The organism is Paraburkholderia sp. BR10923, from assembly GCF_040948765.1.
Taxonomy (GTDB): Bacteria; Pseudomonadota; Gammaproteobacteria; order Burkholderiales; family Burkholderiaceae; genus Paraburkholderia; species Paraburkholderia youngii.
On record NZ_JBFPKO010000034.1, the window covers coordinates 23,359 to 45,504 of the forward strand.

At 63.2% G+C, this 22,146-nt stretch carries 18 protein-coding genes and 1 tRNA gene; 5 read left to right on the plus strand and 14 right to left on the minus strand.

Translation table 11 applies throughout. The features are described 5' to 3' along the window. Positions 1–212: 212 nt before the first annotated feature. The 6 genes from AB3X94_RS36365 to AB3X94_RS36390 all read right to left on the minus strand — a co-directional run bounded on the left by AB3X94_RS36365 (position 213) and on the right by AB3X94_RS36390 (position 7,414). Positions 213–746, minus strand: coding sequence for a GNAT family N-acetyltransferase (locus tag AB3X94_RS36365; RefSeq protein WP_026227959.1), 534 nt, complete (start codon positions 744–746; stop codon positions 213–215). A gap of 92 nt (positions 747–838) precedes the next feature. Continuing rightward, a complete protein-coding gene (gene map / locus AB3X94_RS36370; protein ID WP_176109278.1) occupies positions 839–1,624 on the minus strand; it encodes a type I methionyl aminopeptidase in 786 nt (261 codons plus the stop codon). Between the two features lie 489 nt (positions 1,625–2,113). After that, positions 2,114–3,709 carry a hypothetical protein gene (locus tag AB3X94_RS36375; protein WP_368614029.1) on the minus strand — a complete coding sequence of 532 codons (1,596 nt, stop codon included), beginning with the start codon at positions 3,707–3,709 and terminating at the stop codon, positions 2,114–2,116. 740 nt (positions 3,710–4,449) lie between these two features. Then, positions 4,450–4,540 (minus strand) — tRNA-Ser (locus tag AB3X94_RS36380). Positions 4,541–4,740: 200 nt separating this feature from the next. Further along, positions 4,741–6,036, minus strand: a complete 1,296-nt coding sequence (gene serS / locus AB3X94_RS36385; RefSeq protein WP_176109280.1) for a serine--tRNA ligase — start codon at positions 6,034–6,036, stop codon at positions 4,741–4,743. A gap of 64 nt (positions 6,037–6,100) precedes the next feature. Next, positions 6,101–7,414: a replication-associated recombination protein A gene (locus AB3X94_RS36390; protein WP_368614030.1), complete on the minus strand. Its 1,314-nt coding sequence runs from the start codon at positions 7,412–7,414 to the stop codon at positions 6,101–6,103. Between the two features lie 224 nt (positions 7,415–7,638). Between AB3X94_RS36390 and cytX the strand changes: the two genes are divergently transcribed. Continuing rightward, positions 7,639–8,955 carry a putative hydroxymethylpyrimidine transporter CytX gene (gene cytX / locus AB3X94_RS36395; RefSeq protein WP_176109282.1) on the plus strand — a complete coding sequence of 439 codons (1,317 nt, stop codon included), beginning with the start codon at positions 7,639–7,641 and terminating at the stop codon, positions 8,953–8,955. 117 nt (positions 8,956–9,072) lie between these two features. On the opposite strand, the gene AB3X94_RS36400 is transcribed toward cytX, so the two are convergent. The 4 genes from AB3X94_RS36400 to AB3X94_RS36415 all read right to left on the minus strand — a co-directional run bounded on the left by AB3X94_RS36400 (position 9,073) and on the right by AB3X94_RS36415 (position 13,211). Beyond that, positions 9,073–9,300 carry a hypothetical protein gene (locus AB3X94_RS36400; RefSeq protein WP_176109283.1) on the minus strand — a complete coding sequence of 76 codons (228 nt, stop codon included), beginning with the start codon at positions 9,298–9,300 and terminating at the stop codon, positions 9,073–9,075. 162 nt (positions 9,301–9,462) lie between these two features. Further along, positions 9,463–9,693: a hypothetical protein gene (locus tag AB3X94_RS36405; protein WP_176109284.1), complete on the minus strand. Its 231-nt coding sequence runs from the start codon at positions 9,691–9,693 to the stop codon at positions 9,463–9,465. 314 nt (positions 9,694–10,007) lie between these two features. Beyond that, positions 10,008–10,751 carry an outer membrane lipoprotein chaperone LolA gene (gene lolA, locus AB3X94_RS36410; protein WP_368614031.1) on the minus strand — a complete coding sequence of 248 codons (744 nt, stop codon included), beginning with the start codon at positions 10,749–10,751 and terminating at the stop codon, positions 10,008–10,010. Positions 10,752–10,901: 150 nt separating this feature from the next. Then, positions 10,902–13,211 carry a DNA translocase FtsK gene (locus AB3X94_RS36415; protein WP_176121170.1) on the minus strand — a complete coding sequence of 770 codons (2,310 nt, stop codon included), beginning with the start codon at positions 13,209–13,211 and terminating at the stop codon, positions 10,902–10,904. A gap of 391 nt (positions 13,212–13,602) precedes the next feature. On the opposite strand from AB3X94_RS36415, the gene trxB reads away from it, so the two are divergent. From trxB to AB3X94_RS36435, 4 genes are all read left to right on the plus strand, one after another. Then, positions 13,603–14,604, plus strand: coding sequence for a thioredoxin-disulfide reductase (trxB, locus tag AB3X94_RS36420; RefSeq protein ID WP_368614032.1), 1,002 nt, complete (start codon positions 13,603–13,605; stop codon positions 14,602–14,604). A gap of 187 nt (positions 14,605–14,791) precedes the next feature. Beyond that, positions 14,792–15,556, plus strand: a complete 765-nt coding sequence (locus AB3X94_RS36425) for a Smr/MutS family protein (protein ID WP_368614033.1) — start codon at positions 14,792–14,794, stop codon at positions 15,554–15,556. Between the two features lie 114 nt (positions 15,557–15,670). Next, on the plus strand, positions 15,671–16,330 hold the full coding sequence (locus tag AB3X94_RS36430) for a glutathione S-transferase family protein (RefSeq protein ID WP_176109289.1): 660 nt from the start codon (positions 15,671–15,673) through the stop codon (positions 16,328–16,330). Between the two features lie 130 nt (positions 16,331–16,460). Further along, positions 16,461–17,381, plus strand: coding sequence for a LysR family transcriptional regulator (locus tag AB3X94_RS36435; RefSeq protein ID WP_176109290.1), 921 nt, complete (start codon positions 16,461–16,463; stop codon positions 17,379–17,381). Between the two features lie 85 nt (positions 17,382–17,466). Here AB3X94_RS36435 and AB3X94_RS36440 read toward each other — a convergent pair whose 3' ends face one another. From AB3X94_RS36440 to AB3X94_RS36455, 4 genes are all read right to left on the minus strand, one after another. Beyond that, positions 17,467–18,582: an ABC transporter ATP-binding protein gene (locus AB3X94_RS36440; protein ID WP_013088733.1), complete on the minus strand. Its 1,116-nt coding sequence runs from the start codon at positions 18,580–18,582 to the stop codon at positions 17,467–17,469. Between the two features lie 126 nt (positions 18,583–18,708). Then, positions 18,709–19,566, minus strand: coding sequence for a carbohydrate ABC transporter permease (locus AB3X94_RS36445; protein WP_176109291.1), 858 nt, complete (start codon positions 19,564–19,566; stop codon positions 18,709–18,711). After that, entirely contained in the window at positions 19,556–20,494 is a 939-nt protein-coding gene (locus AB3X94_RS36450; protein ID WP_368614034.1) for a carbohydrate ABC transporter permease, read from the minus strand. The genes AB3X94_RS36445 and AB3X94_RS36450 overlap by 11 nt, the downstream gene beginning before the upstream one ends. A 216-nt stretch (positions 20,495–20,710) precedes the next feature. Next, the gene (locus AB3X94_RS36455; protein ID WP_176109293.1) at positions 20,711–21,958 is read right to left on the minus strand and encodes an ABC transporter substrate-binding protein; all 1,248 of its coding nucleotides are present in this window, start codon (positions 21,956–21,958) and stop codon (positions 20,711–20,713) included. Positions 21,959–22,146 lie beyond the last annotated feature (188 nt).

Sequence of the window (22,146 nt, forward strand, 5' to 3'; positions counted from 1 at the left end):
AGCGTTCGGCAAAAAATTTTGCGTATTTTACAGGCGTACGTGCGCGCGGCCACTATTTTTCCCGGGAGAATCGGTGCTCGCGCGCGTGGGCGCGACGCGTGTCGTCGATGCTATCGACGCGCGACGGTGCGCAACAAAAATACTGGGGGGAAAAAGACCGTGATGAACGGACGGCGAAGACGAGCGGCACGCGCAACGCGCCGCCCGGGTGATCACTGTTGAAGCACCTGCGAGGTAGTCGGCACGTGCCGCACCAGCAGACTTTCGACCTGCTCGGGCGCGCGCTCGACGCGCCGGTGCTCGCCGGTCGGGCCAAAGCCGAGCGCCTCGTAGAAGCGCATCGCGTTGCGGTTCGTGTCGGCGACCCACGCGTAGATTTCCGTGGCGCCCGCATTCGCGAGCCAGCTGCTCGCGGTGTCGACGAGCAGTTCGCCGCCGCGCAGATGACGCACGGCCGGCGCCACCCACAATTCGCAGACGAACGCGCGGCGCGCCGCGGTGTCGTCGAAATGCGCCTCGACGAGGCCGGCCGGATGGCCCTCGGTGTAGAGCAGGAAGGTGCCGACGGACTGCGAAACCGCGTGATTCGCCGCGGTCGCGTCGAAACTGGCGGCATCGGCCGACAACGCATCCTCGAGCGTCGCGCCGAAGGCATATGGCGCCTCCCGCAGCGAGGCGGTGCGGAGTTCGCGAAAAACGGCGCCCTGATCAGCAGTGATGCGGCGAACGGTCAATGACGGACTCATGCAGACGAAAACCCCTGGAAACCCTAACGCGTAGCTTTAACCGAACCGGCCGGCGAGTCAAATTTATTATTGACCAGAATATGCGATCCCGCTCACGGTGCGTCGTAGTCGCCGGTGCCGTCCGGCCACGGCGTCAGCAGTTCATAGCCGTCGTCGGTCACTGCGACCATGTGTTCCCATTGCGCCGACAACGAGCGGTCCTTCGTGATCACGGTCCAGCCGTCGCGCTGCACCGACGTGCCGGCGCGGCCCGCGTTGATCATCGGCTCGATCGTGAAGACCATGCCCGGCTTCAGGCGAACGCCCTGCCCCGGCTGGCCGTAGTGCAGCACCTGCGGGTCCTCGTGATAGATCTTGCCGATGCCGTGCCCGCAGTAGTCGCGCACGATCGAGAAGCCCTCGCGCTGCGCAACCTTCTGGATCGCGTGGCCGACGTCGCCGAGCGTCGCGCCCGGCTTCACCTCGCGGATGCCGGCCACCATCGCCTCGTAGGTCGTGTCGATCAGCGCACGCGCGACCGTGCTCGGCTGGCCGACGCAGTACATGCGGCTGGTGTCGCCGAAATAACCGTCCTTGATGATCGCGACATCGATGTTGATGATGTCGCCGTCCTTCAGGATCTCGCCGCGATTCGGAATGCCGTGGCACACGACATGGTTGACCGACGTGCAGACGGTTTTCGGAAAGCCCAGATAGCCGACGTTGGCCGGAATCGCCTTCTGCGTATGGACGATGTAGTCGTTGCACAGCGCGTCGAGGTCGTCGGTCGAGACGCCTGCCTTGACGTGCTCGCCGATCATTGCCAGCACATCGGCCGCGAGGCGGCCTGCAATGCGCAGCTTCGCGATATCGTCGGGAGTCTTGTAGGTAATGGCCATGAATTCAGTCGATGTGAGTCGCGGGTCCAAACGCGAGATGACCCGCCGCGCGCGAAAGCCCGGCGGCCCGCAACCGCCGCTCGATGGGCGATTTCGGGCAATTGTACAGAGGATCGCGGAGGGACCCCGGGCAAACCGGCTGAAAAGATGCTCGGAAGGCGGCGGCGCTAAGGGGGGCGATGCCGGGGCACGCGCCCGAATCGGGGTGACCCGTTCGTGCGTGGTCGGCTTGCCCGGCTTGCGCGTTCACATGGACTTGCGGCGAGAAGGCTCGAACGTTGATCGAGCCATGCAACGCCCATCGTTCAGTTTCCCGTACTAAATTGTGGGTCCGCTCGGCTTCGCGGTCGTCGCCGGGCGCGTTGACGGAGGTAATGGAGGGGGTTCGAGTCGCATGAGACACCCGCCCCCTAGCCTCGATACGCTGAGACAAGGGTTCGGGCGCGATTCTGACTGACGCGCAAGGCTGCTTGCGTCGAGATCCCCGGCTTAGTTGTCGGGATTAGCTGCGGTGAAACTTTGGAACGCACTGTACGCCGGGTTCAACGGCGTGCCGTTTTTCACGATGCCGAACGTCTGGTCGCCGCTGTCGAGCACGTAATACATGACGCCCTGGATATTGTGCGTCTTGCGATTCTGATAGAACTCGCCGAGCCTCGTCGTGATGTAGTTCCCACGATAGGTCTCGTCCCGTTCCGGTCCGGTGTTCCACTCGGTGATGAGGAACGGCACGCCGTAACGGGCCTTGCAATAGGTCGGCAGATCGAAGCCAGGTTGGGCGCCGTCCGCACCGAGCGAGAACACGTCGCCATACACCTCGTAGTTGTGCCACGTGGTGATATCCCAGCGCACGGTCGGGTGGCCGCCGCTACCATCGGGCTGCATACCTTCCCACAGCGCGTCCGCTGCGCCGACATCGTTCACGCAGAAGTTGATGCCGCATTTCGCGTTGGACTGAACCGACTTCACGCCGTCGATCATGCCGCGCATCACGCCGCGCATCGCCGGCCAGTTCGCGTTGTTGAAGTCCGACGCCTTCGTGCCCGCAGAGGTGAAGTCCAATACGGTGGCGTTCGTGCGCGTCAACTCGTTGCCGCATTCGTAAATGGTCACGCCATACGGCTTCAGTGCGTTCGCGATGCCTTGGGCGACCGAGTAACCCTGGTTGTAAGCGGCACTCTCGTTGGCGAACACGTTGCCATTGGAGTCGTAGACGCCCTGATTGATCAGCACGACCAACGTCATGCCCGCCGACTGGAAAGCCTGCGCAAGCCCGATCAGTGCGTTCAGCTGGTTCGAAGAGTTGGTGCAGCCCACGCGATAGCTGGTGCAGCCCATGCCCTTCAGGATCGACACGACCTGTTGGGGCGTGTAGGTGTAGTCGAAGTGGCCGTTCATGCCGTAGAACATGCCCGCGGCCGGTGCGATCGCGGTGCGCGGATCGCTACATGGCAGCCAATGACCGGCGGTCTCGTTGTTCACGTAGAACTGGCCACCCGTGCCGCAATGCCAGATCTTGCCGCCGTACCACAACAGCAGCGAGACGTTGTACGTGTTGCCTACGGGCGCCCCATTGCAGAGAATGACACCGTTGTTCACCGTCCAGATGTTGTTGGATTTGTCGATGATGTACGACGAACCGGGGATCGTGGTGCCATCAGCCGAGGTGCCACCGAGGCGCGGGTCGATGCAACCTTTCCAGCCCGAGCCCGTCCATTGGTAGAACTGACCACCCGTGCCCTCGTGATAGATCACGCCGGCGTAAAACAGGACCATCTGCACGTTGTAGGTGTTGCTTGCCGGCGAACCGTTGCAGTAGACCGAGCCACCGACACCTCCGGACAGCGTCCAGACGTTGCCGGAGTTGTCCGTGATGGACGAGGCGGGCGGAATGGAGACACTGTTCGGATCGCTCGTCTTTGCGACGGCCGTTTTGGAAGCCGCGGTACCGGAAGCGCCGGATGCAGCGGCAGCAGCGGCAGTCTTGTCGTCCGCGGTGCCGGATCCACCGCCACCACATGCGGCCAAAAGATAACTTGCGCTCAGGGCCGTGAGACCCCCAATGAATTGACGTCGTTTTATCATCGCAGAGTAATTCCAAATGTCGGGAAAATTCCCGATAAAAAGACCAAAGGTGAATTCGCTGTGATTCGGACGGACAATGCATAAGGATTGGATGCAAATGAATTTGCATTCCTTAAAAACATTAGTCCTGAGGTGCCGTGGAACGCACGTCTGTGATGTCCGATTGAACCGATGCTCGCGAAGAGGCTCCTCGCGGTGGTCCAGATTGACAATGCTGGTGCGCGTCGGTCCGCAAACGTTTGCCTTGCGAACCTTTTACCGATTACTGCCGCAACTCTTGTCTTACAGGAAAATTATTCCCGTAAAAGCTGCTGACGGCGTAAATCGTACCCTGAACGAATGACCGAGCCCAACCAAAAATCGTATTTATTTGTAAAAAAAGGCAGATCTTGCGGAGATGTGTTGGGTCCGCGAAGATTCGCACTTTAAGAAGTCGATCGGGGGGCGGGTCGCCCGCAAATTTTCTTACTTCGACCCCCTATAGCGCGCGACGGCCACATTCCTCATATGTCCCCGCATATGAATCAGGAGACGGCGCAGCATGTATCGTTTAAGGGATTTGTATGGAAATGGGAATGAGAAAGACCACGAGCAGCGAATAGCTCATGTACAAAAAATTGAAACAATAGATTTCGCCAATAGAAATAATGCTTGAACAATATCGGATTGCCTTGGCAAAACAATTCGAAGACCCAAAAACAAAAACCCCTTGATCTCGATGATCAAGGGGTTTCAGAATTTGGCGGAAAGGGTGGGATTCGAACCCACGGTACGGGGAAACCGTACGCCTGATTTCGAGTCAGGTACATTCGACCACTCTGCCACCTTTCCGGGTATTCCAACTCGCTGCTGCTTCGTCGGATCCAAGCGGGCCGTTGCTTGGGAGAAAAAGATTATAAAACAGCTGGAATCAGTTTTCCAAGTCCCTCGACGAAAAAACTTCCAAATTTTTTTTTCCGAGAGGCCTGGGTGCCGGCAGCGGCACCGTCAGAAACGCGACGATACCGCGCCTGCGCACATGCCGGTGACGCTCAGGCCGCCGGCACGTCCAGCCGCTCCACGCCGCCGAGGTAAGGCCGCAGAGCCGTGGGCACCGTCACCGAGCCATCGGCGTTCTGGAAGTTCTCGAGCACCGCGACGAGCGTGCGGCCCACCGCGAGACCCGAACCGTTCAGCGTATGCACGAGTTCCGGCTTGCCCTGCGCGTTGCGGAAACGCGCCTGCATGCGTCGCGCCTGGAACGCCTCGGTATTCGAGCAGCTCGAAATCTCACGATAGGTGTTCTGCGCGGGCAGCCATACTTCGAGGTCATAGGTCTTCGCTGCGGAGAAACCCATGTCGCCGGTGCACAGCGTGATCACGCGATACGGCAGTTCGAGCTTCTGCAGAATCGCCTCGGCATGGCCGACCATCTGCTCGAGTGCGTCGTACGATGCGTCAGGAGCGACGACCTGCACCATCTCGACCTTGTCGAACTGATGCTGGCGGATCATGCCGCGCGTGTCGCGGCCGTACGAGCCCGCCTCCGAGCGGAAGCACGGCGAGTGCGCAGTCAACTTGATCGGCAGTGCGTCCGCTTCGACGATGCTCTCACGCACCGTGTTGGTCAGCGAAATTTCCGAGGTCGAGATCAGATACTGGGTGACCGTGCTTTCACCGCCGCCCTTCTCGACGCGGAACATATCGTCCGCGAACTTCGGCAGCTGGCCGGTGCCGTACAGGATGTCCGGATTCACGATGTACGGCGTGTATATCTCGGTATAGCCGTGTTGCTGCGTGTGCGTGTCGATCATGAACTGTGCGAGCGCGCGATGCAGCCGCGCAATCTGGCCGCGCAGCATCGTGAAGCGCGCGCCCGACAGCTTCGCGCCTGTCTCGAAGTCGAGGCCAAGCGGCGTGCCGACGTCCACGTGATCCTTGACTTCGAAGTCGAACTGTCGCGGCGTGCCCCAGCGGCGCACTTCGACGTTATGGGCTTCGTCGTTGCCGACCGGCACGCTTTCGTGCGCGAGATTCGGCACGCCGAGCAGCAGATCCGACAGACGCTTCTGGATGTCTTCGAGCTTGACCGCCGACGCCTTCATCTCGTCGCCGATGCCGCTCACTTCGGCCATGACCGCCGACGTATCTTCGCCACGCCCTTTCATCGCGCCGATCTGCTTCGACAGGCTGTTGCGGCGCGCCTGCAGTTCTTCGGTACGGGTCTGGGTATCGCGGCGTTCCGCTTCGAGCGCGGTGAAGGCCGCGACGTCGAGGGTATAGCCGCGGTCGGCGAGGCGTTTGGCGACGCCGTCGAGGTCTTTGCGCAGCAACTGGATGTCGAGCATGGGATGGGACGGATGTTCGTTGTATGAAACCGCGATTTTAACGCACCGGCCAAGGCGAAACGCCTCAAGCCTTCTTCGGCTTGTTCTCGGCGCGCCACCGCGCATCGAGCTCGCCAAGCCGCGCGAGCTTTTCGCCGATCTTGCCTTCGAGGCCACGCGGCGTCGGCTCGTACCAATGCGGCTCGCGCATGCCGTCCGGAAGATAGGTCTCGCCGGCCGCGTACGCATCGGGTTCGTCGTGCGCATAGCGATAGTCGTGGCCGTAGCCGAGTTCCTTCATCAGCTTCGTCGGCGCGTTGCGCAGATGCACCGGTACCGCGCGCGACTGGTCCTTGCCGACGAAACGCCGCGCCTCGTTGTACGCGTTGTATCCGGCATTCGATTTCGGCGCGACCGCCAGATAGATGATCGCCTGCGCGAGCGCGAGTTCGCCTTCGGGCGAGCCGAGACGCTCGTAGGTTTCGGCGGCGTCGAGCGTGATGCGCGCGGCGCGTGGGTCCGCGAGGCCGATGTCTTCCCACGCCATGCGCACGATGCGACGCGCCAGATAGCGCGGGTCGGCGCCGCCGTCGAGCATGCGGCAGAACCAGTACAGCGCGCCGTCCGGGTTGCTGCCGCGCACCGATTTATGCAGCGCGCTGATCTGGTCGTAGAATGCGTCGCCGCCCTTGTCGAAGCGGCGCAGATTTTCCGCGAGCGCGCTGCCCAATAACGCGCCGTCGATTTGGGTGGTCTTCTGCTGCGCGGCCGCGCGCGCGACGATCTCGAGGTTGTTCAACAGCTTGCGGCCGTCGCCGTCGGCGGAGCCGATTAGCGCGGCGCGCGCTTCGTCGGTGAACGTGAGGCCGCCGAGTTCTTTTTGCGCGCGCTCGAGCAACTCGCGCTGTTCGTCGTCTGTCAGGCTCTTCAGCACGTAGACCGCGGCGCGCGACAGCAGCGCGCTGTTGACCTCGAACGATGGATTCTCGGTCGTCGCACCGACGAACACGAACAGGCCCGACTCGACGTGCGGCAAGAACGCGTCTTGCTGGCTCTTGTTGAAGCGATGCACCTCGTCGACGAACACCAGCGTCTGATGGCCGTTCGCGCGATGGATCTGCGCGGTCTCGACCGCCTCGCGGATATCCTTCACGCCCGACAGCACCGCGGACAACGCGATGAACTGCGCGTCGAACGCATCGGCCATCAGCCGCGCGAGCGTGGTCTTGCCGACGCCTGGCGGGCCCCACAGGATCATCGAATGGGCCTCGCCCGATTCGAACGCGACCCTGAGCGGCTTGTTCGGACCGAGCAGATGCGACTGGCCGATCACTTCGTCGATATTGCGTGGCCGCAGGCGTTCGGCGAGCGGAACATTGGCACGGGTTTCTTCAAACATGACGTTTTGGGGATAATCTCGGCTTTCCGGGTACGCACCGCGTTCGAGCGGCGCCGCGCAGGACAAGCGCAAAGCCCGCGCACTGCCGCAATCAGAGGCAAGAACGCGGGCAACGTCCTGCATTATGACAGTGACGGCGACCGCGCGATGGCCGACCCGGCGCGCCGACAGCGCATAAATTCACAGCAGAGCTTCACCGCACCACCAGGAGGAACACACATCAGATGGCTCAAGATTCTGTCGCCGGCCAAGCCGGCTCCACCTACGCGCCGCTCTCGCCGGTGCCCGACGCGCGCCGCGCGTTCCGTACCGGCGACGCGTTCGCGCTGTGGTTCTCGCTCGGCATCGGCCTGCTCGTCGCCCAGGCGGGCGCGCTGCTGGTGCCGGGGCTGTCGCTGCCGCATGCGCTCGTCGCGATCGTGCTCGGCAGCGTGATCGGCGTCGTGTTGCTCGCGCTCGCGGGCGTGATCGGCACCGACACCGGGCTCGCGGCGATGTCGTCGCTGCGTCCGACGCTCGGCGTGCGCGGCGCGTCGGTGCCGGCCGTGCTGAACATGGTGCAACTGGTCGGCTGGGGCTCGTTCGAGGTAATCGTGATGCGCGATTCCGCCGATGCGCTCGCGAAGCAGGCTTTCGGCCTGTCGATGCCGCTCGTGTGGACCGTGATCTTCGGCCTGCTCGCAACCTTGCTCGCGATCAGCGGGCCGCTGTCTTTCGTGCGGCGCTTTCTGCGCAAGTGGGGGATCTGGCTGCTGCTCGCGGGCGCCGCGTGGCTCACGTGGAACCTGCTCGCGCGCCACAATCTCGCCGATCTGATGCAGCGTCCCGGCACCGGCGAGATGTCGTTCGGCGGCGCGGTCGACCTCGTGGTCGCGATGCCGCTGTCGTGGCTGCCACTGATCGCCGATTACACGCGCTTCGGCCGTCGCGCTGGCGAGACGTTCCGCGGCACGCTGTACGGCTATGGCATCGCGAACATCTGGTTCTATGCGCTCGGCGCGGTCTATGGCCTCGCGGCCGGCGGCGGCGATGCATTGCTGACCGGCGCGCTCGCGCAAGCAGGCGGCGGGTTTGCGCTGCTGCTGATCCTGATCGACGAAATCGACAATGCGTTCGCCGATATCCACTCGGCCGCGGTGTCGACCGGCACGTTCTGGACGCGGGCGAGCGTGCCGTTGCTGTCGGGCGCGTTCGGCGCGCTGTGCACGCTGATCGCGCTGCTCGTGCCGATGGCGAAGTACCAGAATTTCCTGCTGTTGATCGGCTCGGTATTCGCGCCTCTGTTCGGCGTCGTGCTGATGGATCACTTCATCGTGCGCAAGCGTCGCATCGATGCCGCGGTGCTCGCCGATGTGCGCGGCCGCTACGGCTTCTCGGGCGGCTGGCACCTGAGCGCGTTCGTCGCATGGGCGATCGGCATCGCCTCGTATCAGGTGATCAATCAATGGCTGCCGAATCTCGGCGCGACGCTGCCGTCGCTCGCGATCGGTGCGGTGTGCTACTACGTGTTCGTATCGGCGCGCAAGACTGCGTATGCATGAGCGCATTAGTCTAAGCGCGTTGCGTTAGACGCGGCCGCCAGAAAGTAACAAAGACCTGCAGTGCAATTGCAGGTCTTTTTATGACCTGAAACCGTCAGCCGCTGTTCGCGCCGCCGGCTATTTTTTCGCGGCTTTGCGCCGACGCGATTCGACCTTTCGACACAGGTCCGTGAGCAGCCAACGGGCGACGGTCTCGGGCCGGTTCGGTGCGTACGACGCGAATTTGCTCTCGTTCGCGAAGTGGACGACGACGGTGCCCGTCATGACGCGATAGGTTCCGGCATAGTTCACGCCGTCCAGTTCCACGCTGAGCGCGTGGGTGGTTTCATATTCCGCTAAAGTCAAGGTAAGAGCGATATCTCAAAAACGAGACATTATCGCTACGATTTTTCGGAAGTCAAAAAAGATATGCAGTTGCATATCAAAGTATTACCGACAGGTAACAATTGCGGTTTTCACCGGCGATCGAAATAATGTGCACCTTATATGCATAAAAAATCTATGGCGTTATTGCCGGTCGAGGGAAACCGACGGCGCGTCGGCAAAACGTTCAAGCGCGCGATTGCCTTCCCGATGGGCTTCGGCCTCATCGATAAAGGTTTTTTCGCTGTATGCCACGACCTTGAAACCACTTCCGGCTGACCGTGGAACCGTGATTCCCCAATGCCATCCGCCCTCCTGCTCGAATACATGGAGGGACGGCGACAAGCGTAACTCGTGTGAAGAAGACAATCTCATGACATGCCTCACCTTTCCAGACATTCGAAGCGACAACCAGCTTCAATCAGTTTAGGCGTTATTTTGTTGCGTTGCAGCAAAAAATTGTTAGAGACTGTGCGCCCAATCCTGGAAATGATCGTACGCGCTAACTCGGCCCATCAGCGATGGCGGTCTTTACAGTCTCGCACTAAATCATTACGTCTGCCGGCACGACGATTTGATTTTCATCGCGGCACAGAGCGCGCATCGTGAGCAATCCACGCGCCTCGTGCCGCGCACAATAAAAAAGCCGCGCTCGAAAAGCGCGGCTTCGCCGGCGCGCACCGCGCGATTCACCCGTTGATCACATCCGCGCCCTTCGGCACCGTGAACTTGAACGCATCGGACGGCAGTGGCGGATTTTTCTGGATGTTCGAGAACGTCAGCAGCGTGACGTTGCCGAACACGTCGTGCAATTCCATCGCTTCCAGATTGCCGTCCTTGAAGCCGATGCCGACGCGCTCGAACTGCGTGTCCTTCGCCTTCGGCGTCAGTTCGAGCCAGTCGATGCCGGCTTTCATGCCCGCGTCGCGCAGCGTGAAATTCTTCTCCAGGTCGTTGCTGCCGAACAGGATCGCCGCCGGGCTCGCGCCGAGCGCGTTGCCGAGCGCGCGCACCGTCACCTGGTTCAGATCCTTGTCATAGACGAAGAGCTTGTCGCCGTCCGCCTGCAACAATTGCGAGTAGGGCTTCTCGTATTGCCAGATGAACTTGCCGGGCCGCGCGAACATGAACGTGCCGCTCGACGTGGTCGGCTTGCCCGGGTTCGCGGTGGACAGCGCGCCGCTCGCGCCCTGCGCCTTGCTCGGCGCGCGCACTTCCTGTTGCACGAAGGTGCCGCGCGCCGAATGGACCTGCGAGACGAAGGCCTTCAGTTGCTCGGTGCCGCTTGCGAACGCGTGCGACGCAACGAGCAGCGACGCACCGATCGCGACACTGCCGGCGGCGCGCGCGATCTTGCGCATGCCGCGGCACACGCGCTCGCCGAGGCGGCCCGCTTTACGCTGTCGGGCATCCTGCTGCGCGATTGCTTGCATAGGTATTTCTCCGTTGAATGAATTCGGTGATGGGCTGTGCCGGCTCGCCGCCCTCGCTGAACACAAAGGGACTGGCCCGGCGTCGAGCCGCAATAGCGCACAGGCGGTATACGCAGCAGCGCTCGCAATAGCCGCAATGGCTTGTTGCGGCTATTCCGCTTCGCGCGCCGGCGCCAGAATCTCGCGATTGCCGTTCGACGACATCGCCGACACCACGCCCGAATTCTCCATCTGTTCAAGCAGACGCGCCGCCCGGTTGTAGCCGATGCGCAGATGCCGCTGCACCAGTGAAATCGACGCGCGGCGGTTCTTCAGCACGACGTCGACCGCCTGGTCGTATAACGGGTCCGACTCGCCTTCGGTGGACGCGGTTCCCGCCGAACCTTCGTCGCCCTCGCCGCTCACGCCGCCTTCGAGAATGCCCTCGATATAGTTCGGCTCGCCCTGCTCCTTGAGCTTGTCGACGACGCGATGCACTTCGTCATCCGACACGAACGCGCCGTGCACACGCACCGGCAAACCAGTGCCCGGCGGCAGATACAGCATGTCGCCCATGCCGAGCAGCGACTCGGCGCCCTGCTGGTCGAGGATCGTGCGCGAGTCGATTTTCGACGACACCTGGAACGCCATACGGGTCGGCACGTTGGCCTTGATCAAGCCGGTGATCACGTCGACCGACGGACGCTGCGTCGCGAGTATCAGATGGATGCCGGCCGCGCGCGCCTTCTGCGCGATTCGCGCGATCAGCTCTTCGACCTTCTTGCCGACGACCATCATCAGGTCGGCCAGTTCGTCGATGACGATCACGATGTTCGGCAAACGCGTCAGCGGTTCCGGATCGTCCGGCGTGAGGCTGAACGGATTCGGCAGCTTCTCCTCGCGTTTGGCCGCTTCGTCGATCTTGTTGTTGTAGCCGGCGAGGTTACGCACGCCAACCTTGCTCATCAGCTTGTAGCGCCGCTCCATTTCGGCGACCGCCCAGTTCAGCGCATGGCCCGCCTGACGCATGTCGGTGACGACCGGACACAGCAGGTGGGGAATGCCTTCGTAGACGCTCATTTCGAGCATCTTCGGATCGATCAGGATCATGCGCACCTGCTCGGCGCTCGCCTTGTACAACAGCGACAGGATCATCGCGTTGATACCGACCGACTTGCCCGAACCGGTCGTGCCGGCGACGAGCAAATGCGGCATCTTCGCGAGGTCCGCGCACACCGGCTTGCCGCCGATGTCCTTGCCGAGACCCATCGTGAGCGGCGACGCGGCATCCGCATACACGGTCGAGCCGAGAATTTCGGACAGGCTCACGGTCTGACGGCGCTGGTTTGGCAGCTCCAACGCCATGTAGTTCTTGCCCGGAATCGTTTCGACGACGCGGATCGACACGAGCGACAGCGAACGCGCGAGGTCCTTCGCGAGGTTGACGATCTGACTGCCCTTCACACCGGTGGCCGGCTCGATTTCATAGCGCGTGACGACCGGGCCCGGATACGCGGCGACCACGCTCACTTCGACGCCGAAGTCCTTCAGCTTCTTCTCGATCAGGCGCGACGTGAATTCGAGCGTGTCCGCGGAAATGGTTTCCTGCGCGGCGGGTGCGGGGTCGAGCAAGGAGATGGGTGGCAGCGTGGAGTCGCCGGGCAGATCGGTGAAGAGCGGCACCTGGCGTTCCTTCTCGACACGCTCCGACTTCGCCGGCGTGGCGAGCGGCGGCACGATCACCACGGGCTCGTGCTCCTCGATGCGCACGCGGCCCTTCTCGACCTTGCCTTCGCGCTTCACGGCGGCCGCTTCGCCGAGCTTGCGATCGAGCCCGGCCTCGCGGCGCAGCTTCGCGAACGTCACCGCGGAAATGATCGATTCGCCGACCTTCTCCGCGACCGACAGCCACGAAAACCGGAAGTACAGCGACAATCCGATCCCCAGACCGAGCAGCAGCGCGAGCGTGCCGCCGGTGAAGCCGAGCGCATGCGAGATGCCGCGCGCGACGGCCTCGCCGATCACGCCGCCCGGCGCGCGCGGCAACTGCACTCTCAGCGACCACATGCGCAGCGCCTCGAGGCCGTTGCACGACAGCAGCACGAGCATGAACGCGAACGCGTCCGCGAGCCAGCTGACGCCGCGCGGCGCGTCGTCGTCCTGCGGCTCTTCGTTGCGGGTGATGCGCCGGTAGTTCGCGGAGATGTGGCGGCCGAGCAGCACGATCCACCAGTAGGCGGACAGGCCGAACAGCAGCAGCAGAATGTCCGAGGTCCACGCGCCGACGCGGCCCGCCCAGTTCGAGATATGGTCGACCTGCGCGGCATGGGTCCAGCTCGGGTCGTGCCTGCTGTAGCTGACGAGGGACATCAGCAGGAACACGCCGAGGGCCACCTGCAGAATCCAGCGGATTTCGGTGAAGAGGCGCGACATGCGGTGCGGCAATGCCTGTGCGCTCGCGGTATAGGGAGCTTTTGCCATTGATCCTGTTGCCTGGGGTAGCCGGTTCAGGCTGAAACTGCCGCCGGGAACGCGGCCCGAGCCGCGCCGCGCGCGGCTTCAGGCCCGATCCCGGCTACCGGAAACTTCGATCCGGGCTATTGTAAACGCTGTGTCCCGCGCGAGGCTGTAAATGACGGTAACTTGGCGGTTTGACCACAAATGGATGAGCGACGCGCGCTGAATTCGTCGTATCGCGCCGCGTGCTCGCACCGCGCGCCCACGCCGCCACGCTATCGCGGCGATCAGAAAGCTTGATGGCGCAGCCGTAGGCCCCGCCCTTTATAATGCCGGTCTGATACCCATCTACAGTTTCAGTTCAAAAACGCACGGCTACGCAATGGCGAGCCGCGCGCCGTACAAGGATTCGATCATGCCCGCAACTGCAACGAAACACGCCAAGGTTCTGATTCTCGGTTCCGGCCCCGCCGGCTACACGGCGGCGGTTTACGCGGCGCGCGCCAACCTCGCGCCGGTACTCGTCACCGGCCTCGCGCAAGGCGGCCAGCTGATGACCACGACCGACGTCGAAAACTGGCCCGCCGACGCCAACGGCGTGCAAGGCCCGGAACTGATGGCGCGCTTCCTCGAGCACGCCGAGCGCTTCAACACCGAGATCATCTTCGACCACATCCACACGGCGAAGCTCGATGAGAAGCCGATTCGCCTGATCGGCGATTCGGGCGAATACACCTGCGACTCGCTGATCATCTCGACGGGTGCATCGGCGCAATATCTCGGCCTGCCGTCGGAAGAGGCGTTCATGGGCAAGGGCGTGTCGGCCTGCGCCACCTGCGACGGCTTCTTCTATAAGCAGCAGCACGTTGCCGTGATCGGCGGCGGCAATACGGCCGTCGAAGAGGCGCTGTACCTCGCCGGCATCGCGAAGAAGGTCACCGTGATCCATCGCCGTGACAAGTTCCGCGCCGAGCCGATTCTGATCGACCGTCTGCTCGCGAAAGAGAAGGAAGGCGTCGTCGAAATCAAGTGGAACCATGTGCTCGAAGAAGTAACCGGCGACGCCTCCGGCGTCACCGGCCTGCGCATCAAGCACACGCAGACTGGCGAGACCACCGACATCGCGCTGCAGGGCCTGTTCGTCGCGATCGGCCACAAGCCGAACACGGACATCTTCGAAGGCCAACTCGAGATGAAGAACGGCTACATCATCACCAGGGGCGGCCTGAACGGTTTCGCGACCGCGACGAGCGTGCCGGGTGTGTTCGCCGCCGGCGACGTGCAGGACCATATCTATCGCCAGGCGATCACGAGCGCGGGCACCGGCTGTATGGCCGCGCTCGATGCACAGCGCTATCTCGAGACCATCAACGAGATGGCCGGCGAGCACGCGATGAGCGCGGAAGCGGACCGGTGATCCGCTGATCCGCGGCGCCATACGGCGACACAATGTCGCGACAACGGGCGCGACAGTAAAATGACGGTAGCGCGCAGCGCTGCCGTCGTTGGCTCACGAAGGCCGCGGCTGCAATGCCGGCGGCCTTTGTCGTTTTTGCCGCCTCAGCTTCGCACCACCCACCGACCTCTCCGCCTGTATTGCCGACATGCCGAAGAATCAGCCCCATCCGAACGAACCGAAACGCCCGCAAGCCGCCCCGCGCCCCGCACCCGCAATAGCCGCGCCCGCCGTTGCGCCGAAGCTCGATCGCGCGTCCGGGCTCGCCGGACTCGGGGCGTTGCGTGAAGCGTTGAAGGGCGACGCCGAGCGGCGCGAGCGCGAACAGGCGGCGGCGCGAGCGGCGCAGCGCGAAGCGGCCGCCGACGCCGATCTGTTCCGCCGCGAGATCGGCGAAGTCGCGCCGCTCGCGATTCCGCCACGTGCGACGCTCACGCGCAATCCCCCGCCGCCGCTGCCGGTGCAGACGCTGCTCGATGAGGAAGCGGTGCTGCACGAAGCGATTTCCGATGAGTTCGACCCCGAAGTGCTGCTCGAAACCGACGAAACGCTGTCGTATTGCCGCCCCGGCGTGAGCCGTGACGTCGTGCGCAAGCTGCGGCGTGGCGACTGGATCGTGCAGGCGCAGATCGACCTGCACGGCATGCGGCGCGAGGAAGCACGCGAGGCGCTCGCGGAATTCATTCGCGAATCGGTCAAGCGCGGCCTGCGCTGCCTGCGCGTGATTCACGGCAAGGGTTTGGGGTCGATCGGCAAGGAGCCGGTGCTGAAAGGCAAAGTGCGCGCGTGGCTCGTGCAGAAAGCCGAAGTGATCGCGTTCTGTCAGGCGCGCCCGCATGACGGCGGCGCCGGCGCGGTGGTCGTGCTGTTGCAGCCGGGTTCGTTGCCGCCGCAGACGAACCTGAAGGTCTGAGGTCGATTTTTTCGGCCGTCGTTCGTCGTGGGGTAAACGGCCAGCCTGGCCGTCGCGCGGTGGCTCTCGTCGCCACCGTGGATTCGTGCTGTGCAACCTTCAAAGGTGATCGCGATGCCCCTGAAGCTTTATGCCCATCCGTTCTCGTCGTACTGCCAGAAGGCCTTGACCGCGTTGTACGAAAACGGCACGCCGTTCGAGATGCGCGTGCTCGCGTACGACGACCCGCAGATCATGGCCGAATTCGCCGCGCTGTGGCCGATCAAGCGCTTCCCGGTGCTCGTCGACGGCGGGCGCACGGTGGTCGAGGCGACCATCATCATCGAATATCTGGGCCTGCAGTATCCGGGGCCTGTCGCGTTGTTGCCGGCCGACCCGCGCGCCGCGCTCGATGTGCGCATGTTGGACCGCTTCTTCGACAACTACATTTCGACGCCGCAGCAAAAGGTCGTGTTCGATAGCCTGCGTCCCGAAGCCGAGCGCGACGCGCGTGGCGTCGCCGATGCACGCGCGATGCTCGACACCGCTTATGCCTGGCTCAACCGCCACATGGCCGAGCGCGAATGGGCCGCCGGCGACAGCTTCAGCCTCGCCGACTGCGGCGCCGCCCCGTTTCTGTTCTACGCCGACTGGACGCATCCGATCGACTCCGCGTTCGCGCACGTGCGCGCGTACCGGCAGAGGCTGCTCGCGCGGCCGTCGTTCGCCCGCGCGGTCGACGAGGCGCGGCCGTATCGGCCGCTATTTCCGCTGGGTGCGCCAGACCGGGATTGAGCCGCGAGCGGCGGTGGCAGATTCGCGCGAACGGGGCACGGCAGACAACCTGATTTCGTGGCTGTAGACTTCCTGTCGTGTCGCAAGCCTGCCCCGCCCTTCTTTTGGCTCACCACCCACAAGGCACACCATGGACCGTTTCGAAGCGATGGAGATCTTCACGCGCGTGGTCGAAGCGAACAGCTTCACCAAGGTCTCGGAATCGCTCGATCTGCCACGCGCGAAGGTCAGCCGCACGATCCAGGCGCTCGAGGAACACGTCGGCGTGCGGCTCCTGAACCGCTCGACGCGTCAGGTCAGCGTGACCGAAGACGGCGCGTCGTTCTACGAGCGCTGCGTGCGCATTCTCGCCGACGTCGCCGATGCCGAGTCGTCGCTATCGAACAAGCGTGAGAATCCGGCCGGCACGATCCGCGTCGACACGTCCGGCACGCTCGCGCGCTCGCTGCTGCTGCCCGCGCTCGACGACTTCTACGAACAATACCCCGCGATCGACGTGCGTCTCGGTCTCGCGGATCGCAACATCGATCTGATCCAGGACGGCGTCGATTGCGTGATCCGCATGGGCACGCCCGAAGAGTCGAGCCTCGTCGCGAAGCGCATCGGGCTTGCGCGCATCGTCACATGCGCGTCGCCCGCGTATCTGCAGAAGTTCGGCACGCCGACCACGCTGGCCGAGCTCGGCGAGCATCGCGCGGTCAACTACGTGTCCGCGCGCAGCGGCCGGACCTTCCCGTTCGAATTCGAAGTCGACGGCGAAATCGAGCGCGTCGCGATGGACAGCACGCTCGCCGTCAACGACGGCTCCGTCTACATCACCGCGGGCGTGCTGGGCCACGGCATCATCCAGCCGTCGCGCTTCATGGTCGCCGAGCTGATCGAGCAAGGCGCGCTCACGGAGATTCTCGGCAACTACACGAGCCCCGGCACGCCGCTGTCGATCCTGTATGCGCACCGCCGCAATCTGAGTTCGCGGCTGCGCGCGTTCATCGATTGGGTCGGCGAGCTCGCGCGCAGCAATCCGGATTTGCGTTTGCCAGAGTCGGCATGACGGCTGCAAAAAAAGCAAAAGCCCCACGCGCAACTGAACGCATGGGGCTCTTCTGAAGCGGCGTCTCTAGCGCGTATGCGACCGCTTACGCAATGCGCTCTTCATTCGCGGGATCGAACAACACCGCCTTCGACGTATCGAACAGCAGCGTCGCGTTCTTCTCCGGTTGCGGGTTCGACGCCGGGTGCACGCGGCTCACGATGCGCTTGCCGTTGACCTGCGCGAACACCAGCGTGTCCGGACCGGTCGGCTCGATCACGTCGACCTTCACTTCGACCGGCTGCAGCTTCGAGTCGTCGCCGTGCGCGCTGCGCGCATCGGTGATGCGCTCCGGACGCAGGCCGAGAATCACGTTGTTGCCGACGTGCGAGCGCACCTTCGCCGAATCGAACGGCAGCACCAGCACCTTGCGCGCGATGCCCGTATCGAGTTCGATGCCGACGCCCGAGCCCTGCTCGACCAGCTTGCCTTCGATGAAGTTCATCGGCGGCGCACCGATGAAGCCCGCGACGAACAGGTTCGACGGCGAGTCGTAGATTTCCTGCGGCGCGCCGAACTGCTGCACGATGCCGTCCTTCATCACCGCGATGCGGTCGCCGAGCGTCATCGCTTCGATCTGGTCGTGCGTCACGTAGACGATCGTCGTGCCAAGGCGCTGATGCAGCAGCTTGATTTCCGAGCGCATCTCGATACGCAGCTTCGCGTCGAGGTTCGACAGCGGCTCGTCGAACAGGAACATCACCGGATCGCGCGCAAGTGCGCGGCCCATCGCGACACGCTGACGCTGGCCGCCCGACAGCTGGCCCGGCTTGCGGTCGAGCAGATGCTTGATCTGCAGCGTGTTCGACACGCGCTCGACGATCTGCGTCTGCTCCTGCTTCGGCACCTTGCGGATGTTCAGGCCGAACGAGATGTTGTCGCGCACCGTCATCGACGGATACAGCGCGTACGACTGGAACACCATCGCGATGTCGCGATCTTTCGGCGACAGGTTGTTGACGGTCTTGCCGTCGATCTGGATCTCGCCCTTGGTCACGGTTTCGAGACCGGCAATCATGTTGAGCAGCGTCGACTTACCGCAGCCCGAGCCGCCGACCAGAATCAGGAACTGGCCGTCTTCGATGTCGATGTTGACACCCTTCAGAACCGGCACCCCGTTCGGGTAGGTCTTGTACACGTCACGGATGGAAAGGCTTGCCATGCTGTGAATCCTCTTGTCTCTGGTACTGCCTGAAAACGTCTGTCTGACGGCGGCGCCCGATCAGTCACGCTGATTGGCCGAAGCGCCGCCGCGCTCTCGGGGGCACGCCCCCGGGGTCAAATCTGGTCAGCCCTTCACCGCGCCCGCGGTCAGGCCGCGCACGAAGTAACGTCCGGCGATGATGTAGACGAGCAGCGTGGGCAGCGCCGCGATGATCGCGCCGGCCATGTCCACGTTGTATTCCTTCACGCCGGTCGAGGTGTTCACGAGATTGTTCAGCGCCACGGTGATCGGCATCGAATCGACGCCGGAGAACACGATACCGAACAGGAAGTCGTTCCAGATCTGCGTGAATTGCCAGATCAGGCACACCATGAAGATCGGCAGCGACACCGGCAGCAGAATCTTCGTGAAGATCGTGAAGAAACCCGCACCGTCGATACGCGCCGCCTTCACGAGTTCAGCCGGCACGCTCACGTAGAAGTTGCGGAAGAACATCGTGGTGAACGCGATACCGTAGATCACGTGCACGAGCACCAGACCGCTCACCGTGTTCGACAGGCCGAGGATGCCTTCGAGGCGCGCCATCGGCAGCAGGATCGCCTGGAACGGGATGAAGCAGCCGACCAGCAGCATCGTGAAGATCGGATCGGCCCCGCGGAAGCGCCAGTGCGTGAGCACGTAGCCGTTGAACGCGCCGATGATCGACGAGATCAGCACGGCAGGAATCACCATGCGCACCGAGTTCATGAAGAACGGCTGCATGCCTTCGCAACGCACGCCCGTGCATGCGCCGCTCCACGCCTTGAGCCACGGCGCGAAGGTCCAACTCGTCGGCGGGGTCAGCAGGTTGCCGGTGCGCAGCTGATCGATGTCCTTGAACGACGTCGACAGCATCACGTACAGCGGAAACAGGAAGTACAGCGCGAACAGAAGCAGGGCCGCGTAAATGACGGCACGGCTTATCGTCATCTTAGATTGCATTGCGGGTGCTCCTCGATTCCAGATACATCAGCGGCACGAGCACGGCCACCACGGTGGCGAGCATCATGATCGACGAGGCCGCGCCGACGCCGAGCTGTCCGCGATTGAACGAAAACGTGTACATGAAGATGGCCGGCAGCGACGACGACGTGCCCGGACCGCCGGCGGTCAGCGCGACGACCAGGTCGAACGTCTTGATGGTGATGTGGCAAAGAATCAGCAGCACGGAGAAGAACACCGGCCGCATGCTCGGAATCACGATCTTGCGGTAGATGGTCGGCAGGCCCGCGCCGTCCATCTGCGCGGCCTTGAAGATTTCACTGTCGACGCCGCGCAAACCGGCGAGGAACAGCGCCATCACGAAGCCGGTGGATTGCCAGACCGCCGCGATCACGATACAGAAGATCGCCCGGTCCGGGTCGCCGAGCCAGTTGAACTCGAAGCTCGTCCAGCCCCAGTCGTGAAACACCTTCTCGATGCCGATGCCCGGCGACAGAATCCATTGCCACGCGGTGCCGGTCACGATGAACGACAGCGCCATCGGATACAGGAACACGGCGCGCAGCGCGCCTTCGTTGCGGATCTGCTGATCGAGCAGGATCGCGAGCAACAGACCCAGACCGATGCAGATACCGATGAACGGAATGCCGAACCAGCCGAGGTTCGCGGCCGAAGTCCAGAACACGTCGTTCTGGAACAGCTCGCGATAGCGGTCGAGACCCGCGAACTCCCAACGAGGCATCAGTCGCGAAGTAGACAGCGACAGATAGCCGGTAATTGCGATAAAGCCATACACGAAGATGAGGCTGATCACGACGCTGGGTGCGAGCACCAGCTTCGGAATATAGCGATCGGCAAGGGCCGCCATGGGCGACGTGCGGCGGGCGACGGTGGCCGTTTTCCCGTTCCCGCTGATGGAAGCAGTCACTACTCGACTCCTGCTGAAACTGTACCGCCGGGCTGCCCGTGCGCGAATGGCGCGGGACCGCGACGGCCTGGGTGTGACTCCATGAAACCCGGGTAAGCCGCGTTGTGCCGGACTGCGCTGCGAATCAAAGCAGATGAGGTCCGACCCGACACGGCCCGAAGGGCGCGCCCAGCGCTTCAGATGCAAGCGGCCGGGCGCAACGCTTCGTACTTGCGCTTACTTGGTCTTCGCTGCCTTCGCGAGAGCCTGAACCGCGGTCTTCGAATCCTGTTGCGAGTTCATGAACTTCGTGACCACGTCGGAGATCGCGCCTGCCGCGGCATCCGGCTGAGCCATGCCGTGAGCGAGCGACGGCACATAACCGCCGGCCTTGATCGCGATCTGCTCATCCGCGTACGACTTCTTCGCGCAGTCGTCGAACTTGTCCATCGGCACGCCGAGACGCACCGGGATCGAACCCTTGTACAGGCTGAACTGCTCCTGGAACTCCGGCGACATGATCGTCTTCGCGAGGGAGAGCTGGCCCGGCGTCGCGGCCTTCTGGCCCTTCTGCTGGAAGAACACGAACGAGTCGACGTTGAACGTGTAGGCCTTGTCCGTTTGCGGCACCACCGCGCAGATGTAGTCCGTGCCCGACTTCTTGCCGGCGTTGGTGAACTCGCCCTTCGCCCAGTCGCCCATGAACTGCATGCCGGCCTTGCCGTTGATGACCATCGCCGTGGCGAGGTTCCAGTCACGGCCCGTGCGGCCCGCGTCGAAGTAGCCCTGGATCTTGCGGACCGTGTCGAACACCTGGACCATCTTCTCCGAGGTCAGGGTCTTCTCGTCGAGGTCGACGAGCGCCTTCTTGTAGAAGTCCGCGCCTTCCGACAGCACGACGTCTTCCCACAGCGTCAGGTCTTGCCACGGCTGGCCGCCCATCGCGATCGGCTGGATGCCCGCGGCCTTCATCTTGTCGGCCACCGCGAAGAACTCAGGCCACGTGGTCGGCACCTTGCCGCCTGCCTTGTCCAGTGCCGCCTTGTTGATGTACAGCCAGTTCACGCGATGCACCGAGAACGGCGCGCCGACATAGTGGCCGTCCGCTTGCATGATCTTGTCGACTTGCGGCGGCAGGTTCTTCTTCCAGTCGCCAGCGACCGAGTCGATCGGCACCAGCACGCCCTGCGAAGCCCAGTCCTGGATCAGCGGACCCTTGATCTGCGCGGCGCTCGGCGCGTTGCCCGAGATCACCTGCGTCTTCAGTGCCGTCATCGCAGCCGCGCCAGCGCCGCCTGCGACCGCGAAGTCCTTCCACGTGTAGCCCTGCTTCGTCATGTCGTCCTTGAGGACGCCGACGGCCCTGGATTCGCCGCCCGAAGTCCACCAGTGCAGCACTTCGATCGACTCGGCGGCCTGCACGGCCGACACGCCACACATCAGACCCGCAGCGCACAGAGCGCCCATGATCGCGCGAAATTTCATTGCTTATCTCCTCCAGACACCTGAACAAAAAAACGAATGGCCCCTGATGTCGCCAGGGTGCTGTGGTTGGTTCAAACAGGCAAAAACTGGGCGATCGAGCACGGTCGGGCGCATGCGCGAGGGCATGTGCCGGCGGACCGATGTCCGGCCGCTAGACGCTCAAGAGGTGAGTGATTCGGGATGCAACT

What these genes read in the sequence shown, in the direction of transcription:
- AB3X94_RS36390 (WP_368614030.1), bottom strand. Translation starts at nt 7,414, where the DNA reads ATGTTTGAAGAAACCCGTGCCAATGTTCCGCTCGCCGAACGCCTGCGG.
- AB3X94_RS36365 (WP_026227959.1), bottom strand. Translation starts at nt 746, where the DNA reads ATGAGTCCGTCATTGACCGTTCGCCGCATCACTGCTGATCAGGGCGCC.
- map (WP_176109278.1), bottom strand. Translation starts at nt 1,624, where the DNA reads ATGGCCATTACCTACAAGACTCCCGACGATATCGCGAAGCTGCGCATT.
- AB3X94_RS36425 (WP_368614033.1), top strand. Translation starts at nt 14,792, where the DNA reads ATGCCGAAGAATCAGCCCCATCCGAACGAACCGAAACGCCCGCAAGCC.
- AB3X94_RS36430 (WP_176109289.1), top strand. Translation starts at nt 15,671, where the DNA reads ATGCCCCTGAAGCTTTATGCCCATCCGTTCTCGTCGTACTGCCAGAAG.
- AB3X94_RS36415 (WP_176121170.1), bottom strand. Translation starts at nt 13,211, where the DNA reads ATGGCAAAAGCTCCCTATACCGCGAGCGCACAGGCATTGCCGCACCGC.
- AB3X94_RS36440 (WP_013088733.1), bottom strand. Translation starts at nt 18,582, where the DNA reads ATGGCAAGCCTTTCCATCCGTGACGTGTACAAGACCTACCCGAACGGG.
- AB3X94_RS36435 (WP_176109290.1), top strand. Translation starts at nt 16,461, where the DNA reads ATGGACCGTTTCGAAGCGATGGAGATCTTCACGCGCGTGGTCGAAGCG.
- AB3X94_RS36445 (WP_176109291.1), bottom strand. Translation starts at nt 19,566, where the DNA reads ATGCAATCTAAGATGACGATAAGCCGTGCCGTCATTTACGCGGCCCTG.
- AB3X94_RS36375 (WP_368614029.1), bottom strand. Translation starts at nt 3,709, where the DNA reads ATGATAAAACGACGTCAATTCATTGGGGGTCTCACGGCCCTGAGCGCA.
- lolA (WP_368614031.1), bottom strand. Translation starts at nt 10,751, where the DNA reads ATGCAAGCAATCGCGCAGCAGGATGCCCGACAGCGTAAAGCGGGCCGC.
- trxB (WP_368614032.1), top strand. Translation starts at nt 13,603, where the DNA reads ATGCCCGCAACTGCAACGAAACACGCCAAGGTTCTGATTCTCGGTTCC.
- AB3X94_RS36405 (WP_176109284.1), bottom strand. Translation starts at nt 9,693, where the DNA reads ATGAGATTGTCTTCTTCACACGAGTTACGCTTGTCGCCGTCCCTCCAT.
- serS (WP_176109280.1), bottom strand. Translation starts at nt 6,036, where the DNA reads ATGCTCGACATCCAGTTGCTGCGCAAAGACCTCGACGGCGTCGCCAAA.
- AB3X94_RS36455 (WP_176109293.1), bottom strand. Translation starts at nt 21,958, where the DNA reads ATGAAATTTCGCGCGATCATGGGCGCTCTGTGCGCTGCGGGTCTGATG.
- cytX (WP_176109282.1), top strand. Translation starts at nt 7,639, where the DNA reads ATGGCTCAAGATTCTGTCGCCGGCCAAGCCGGCTCCACCTACGCGCCG.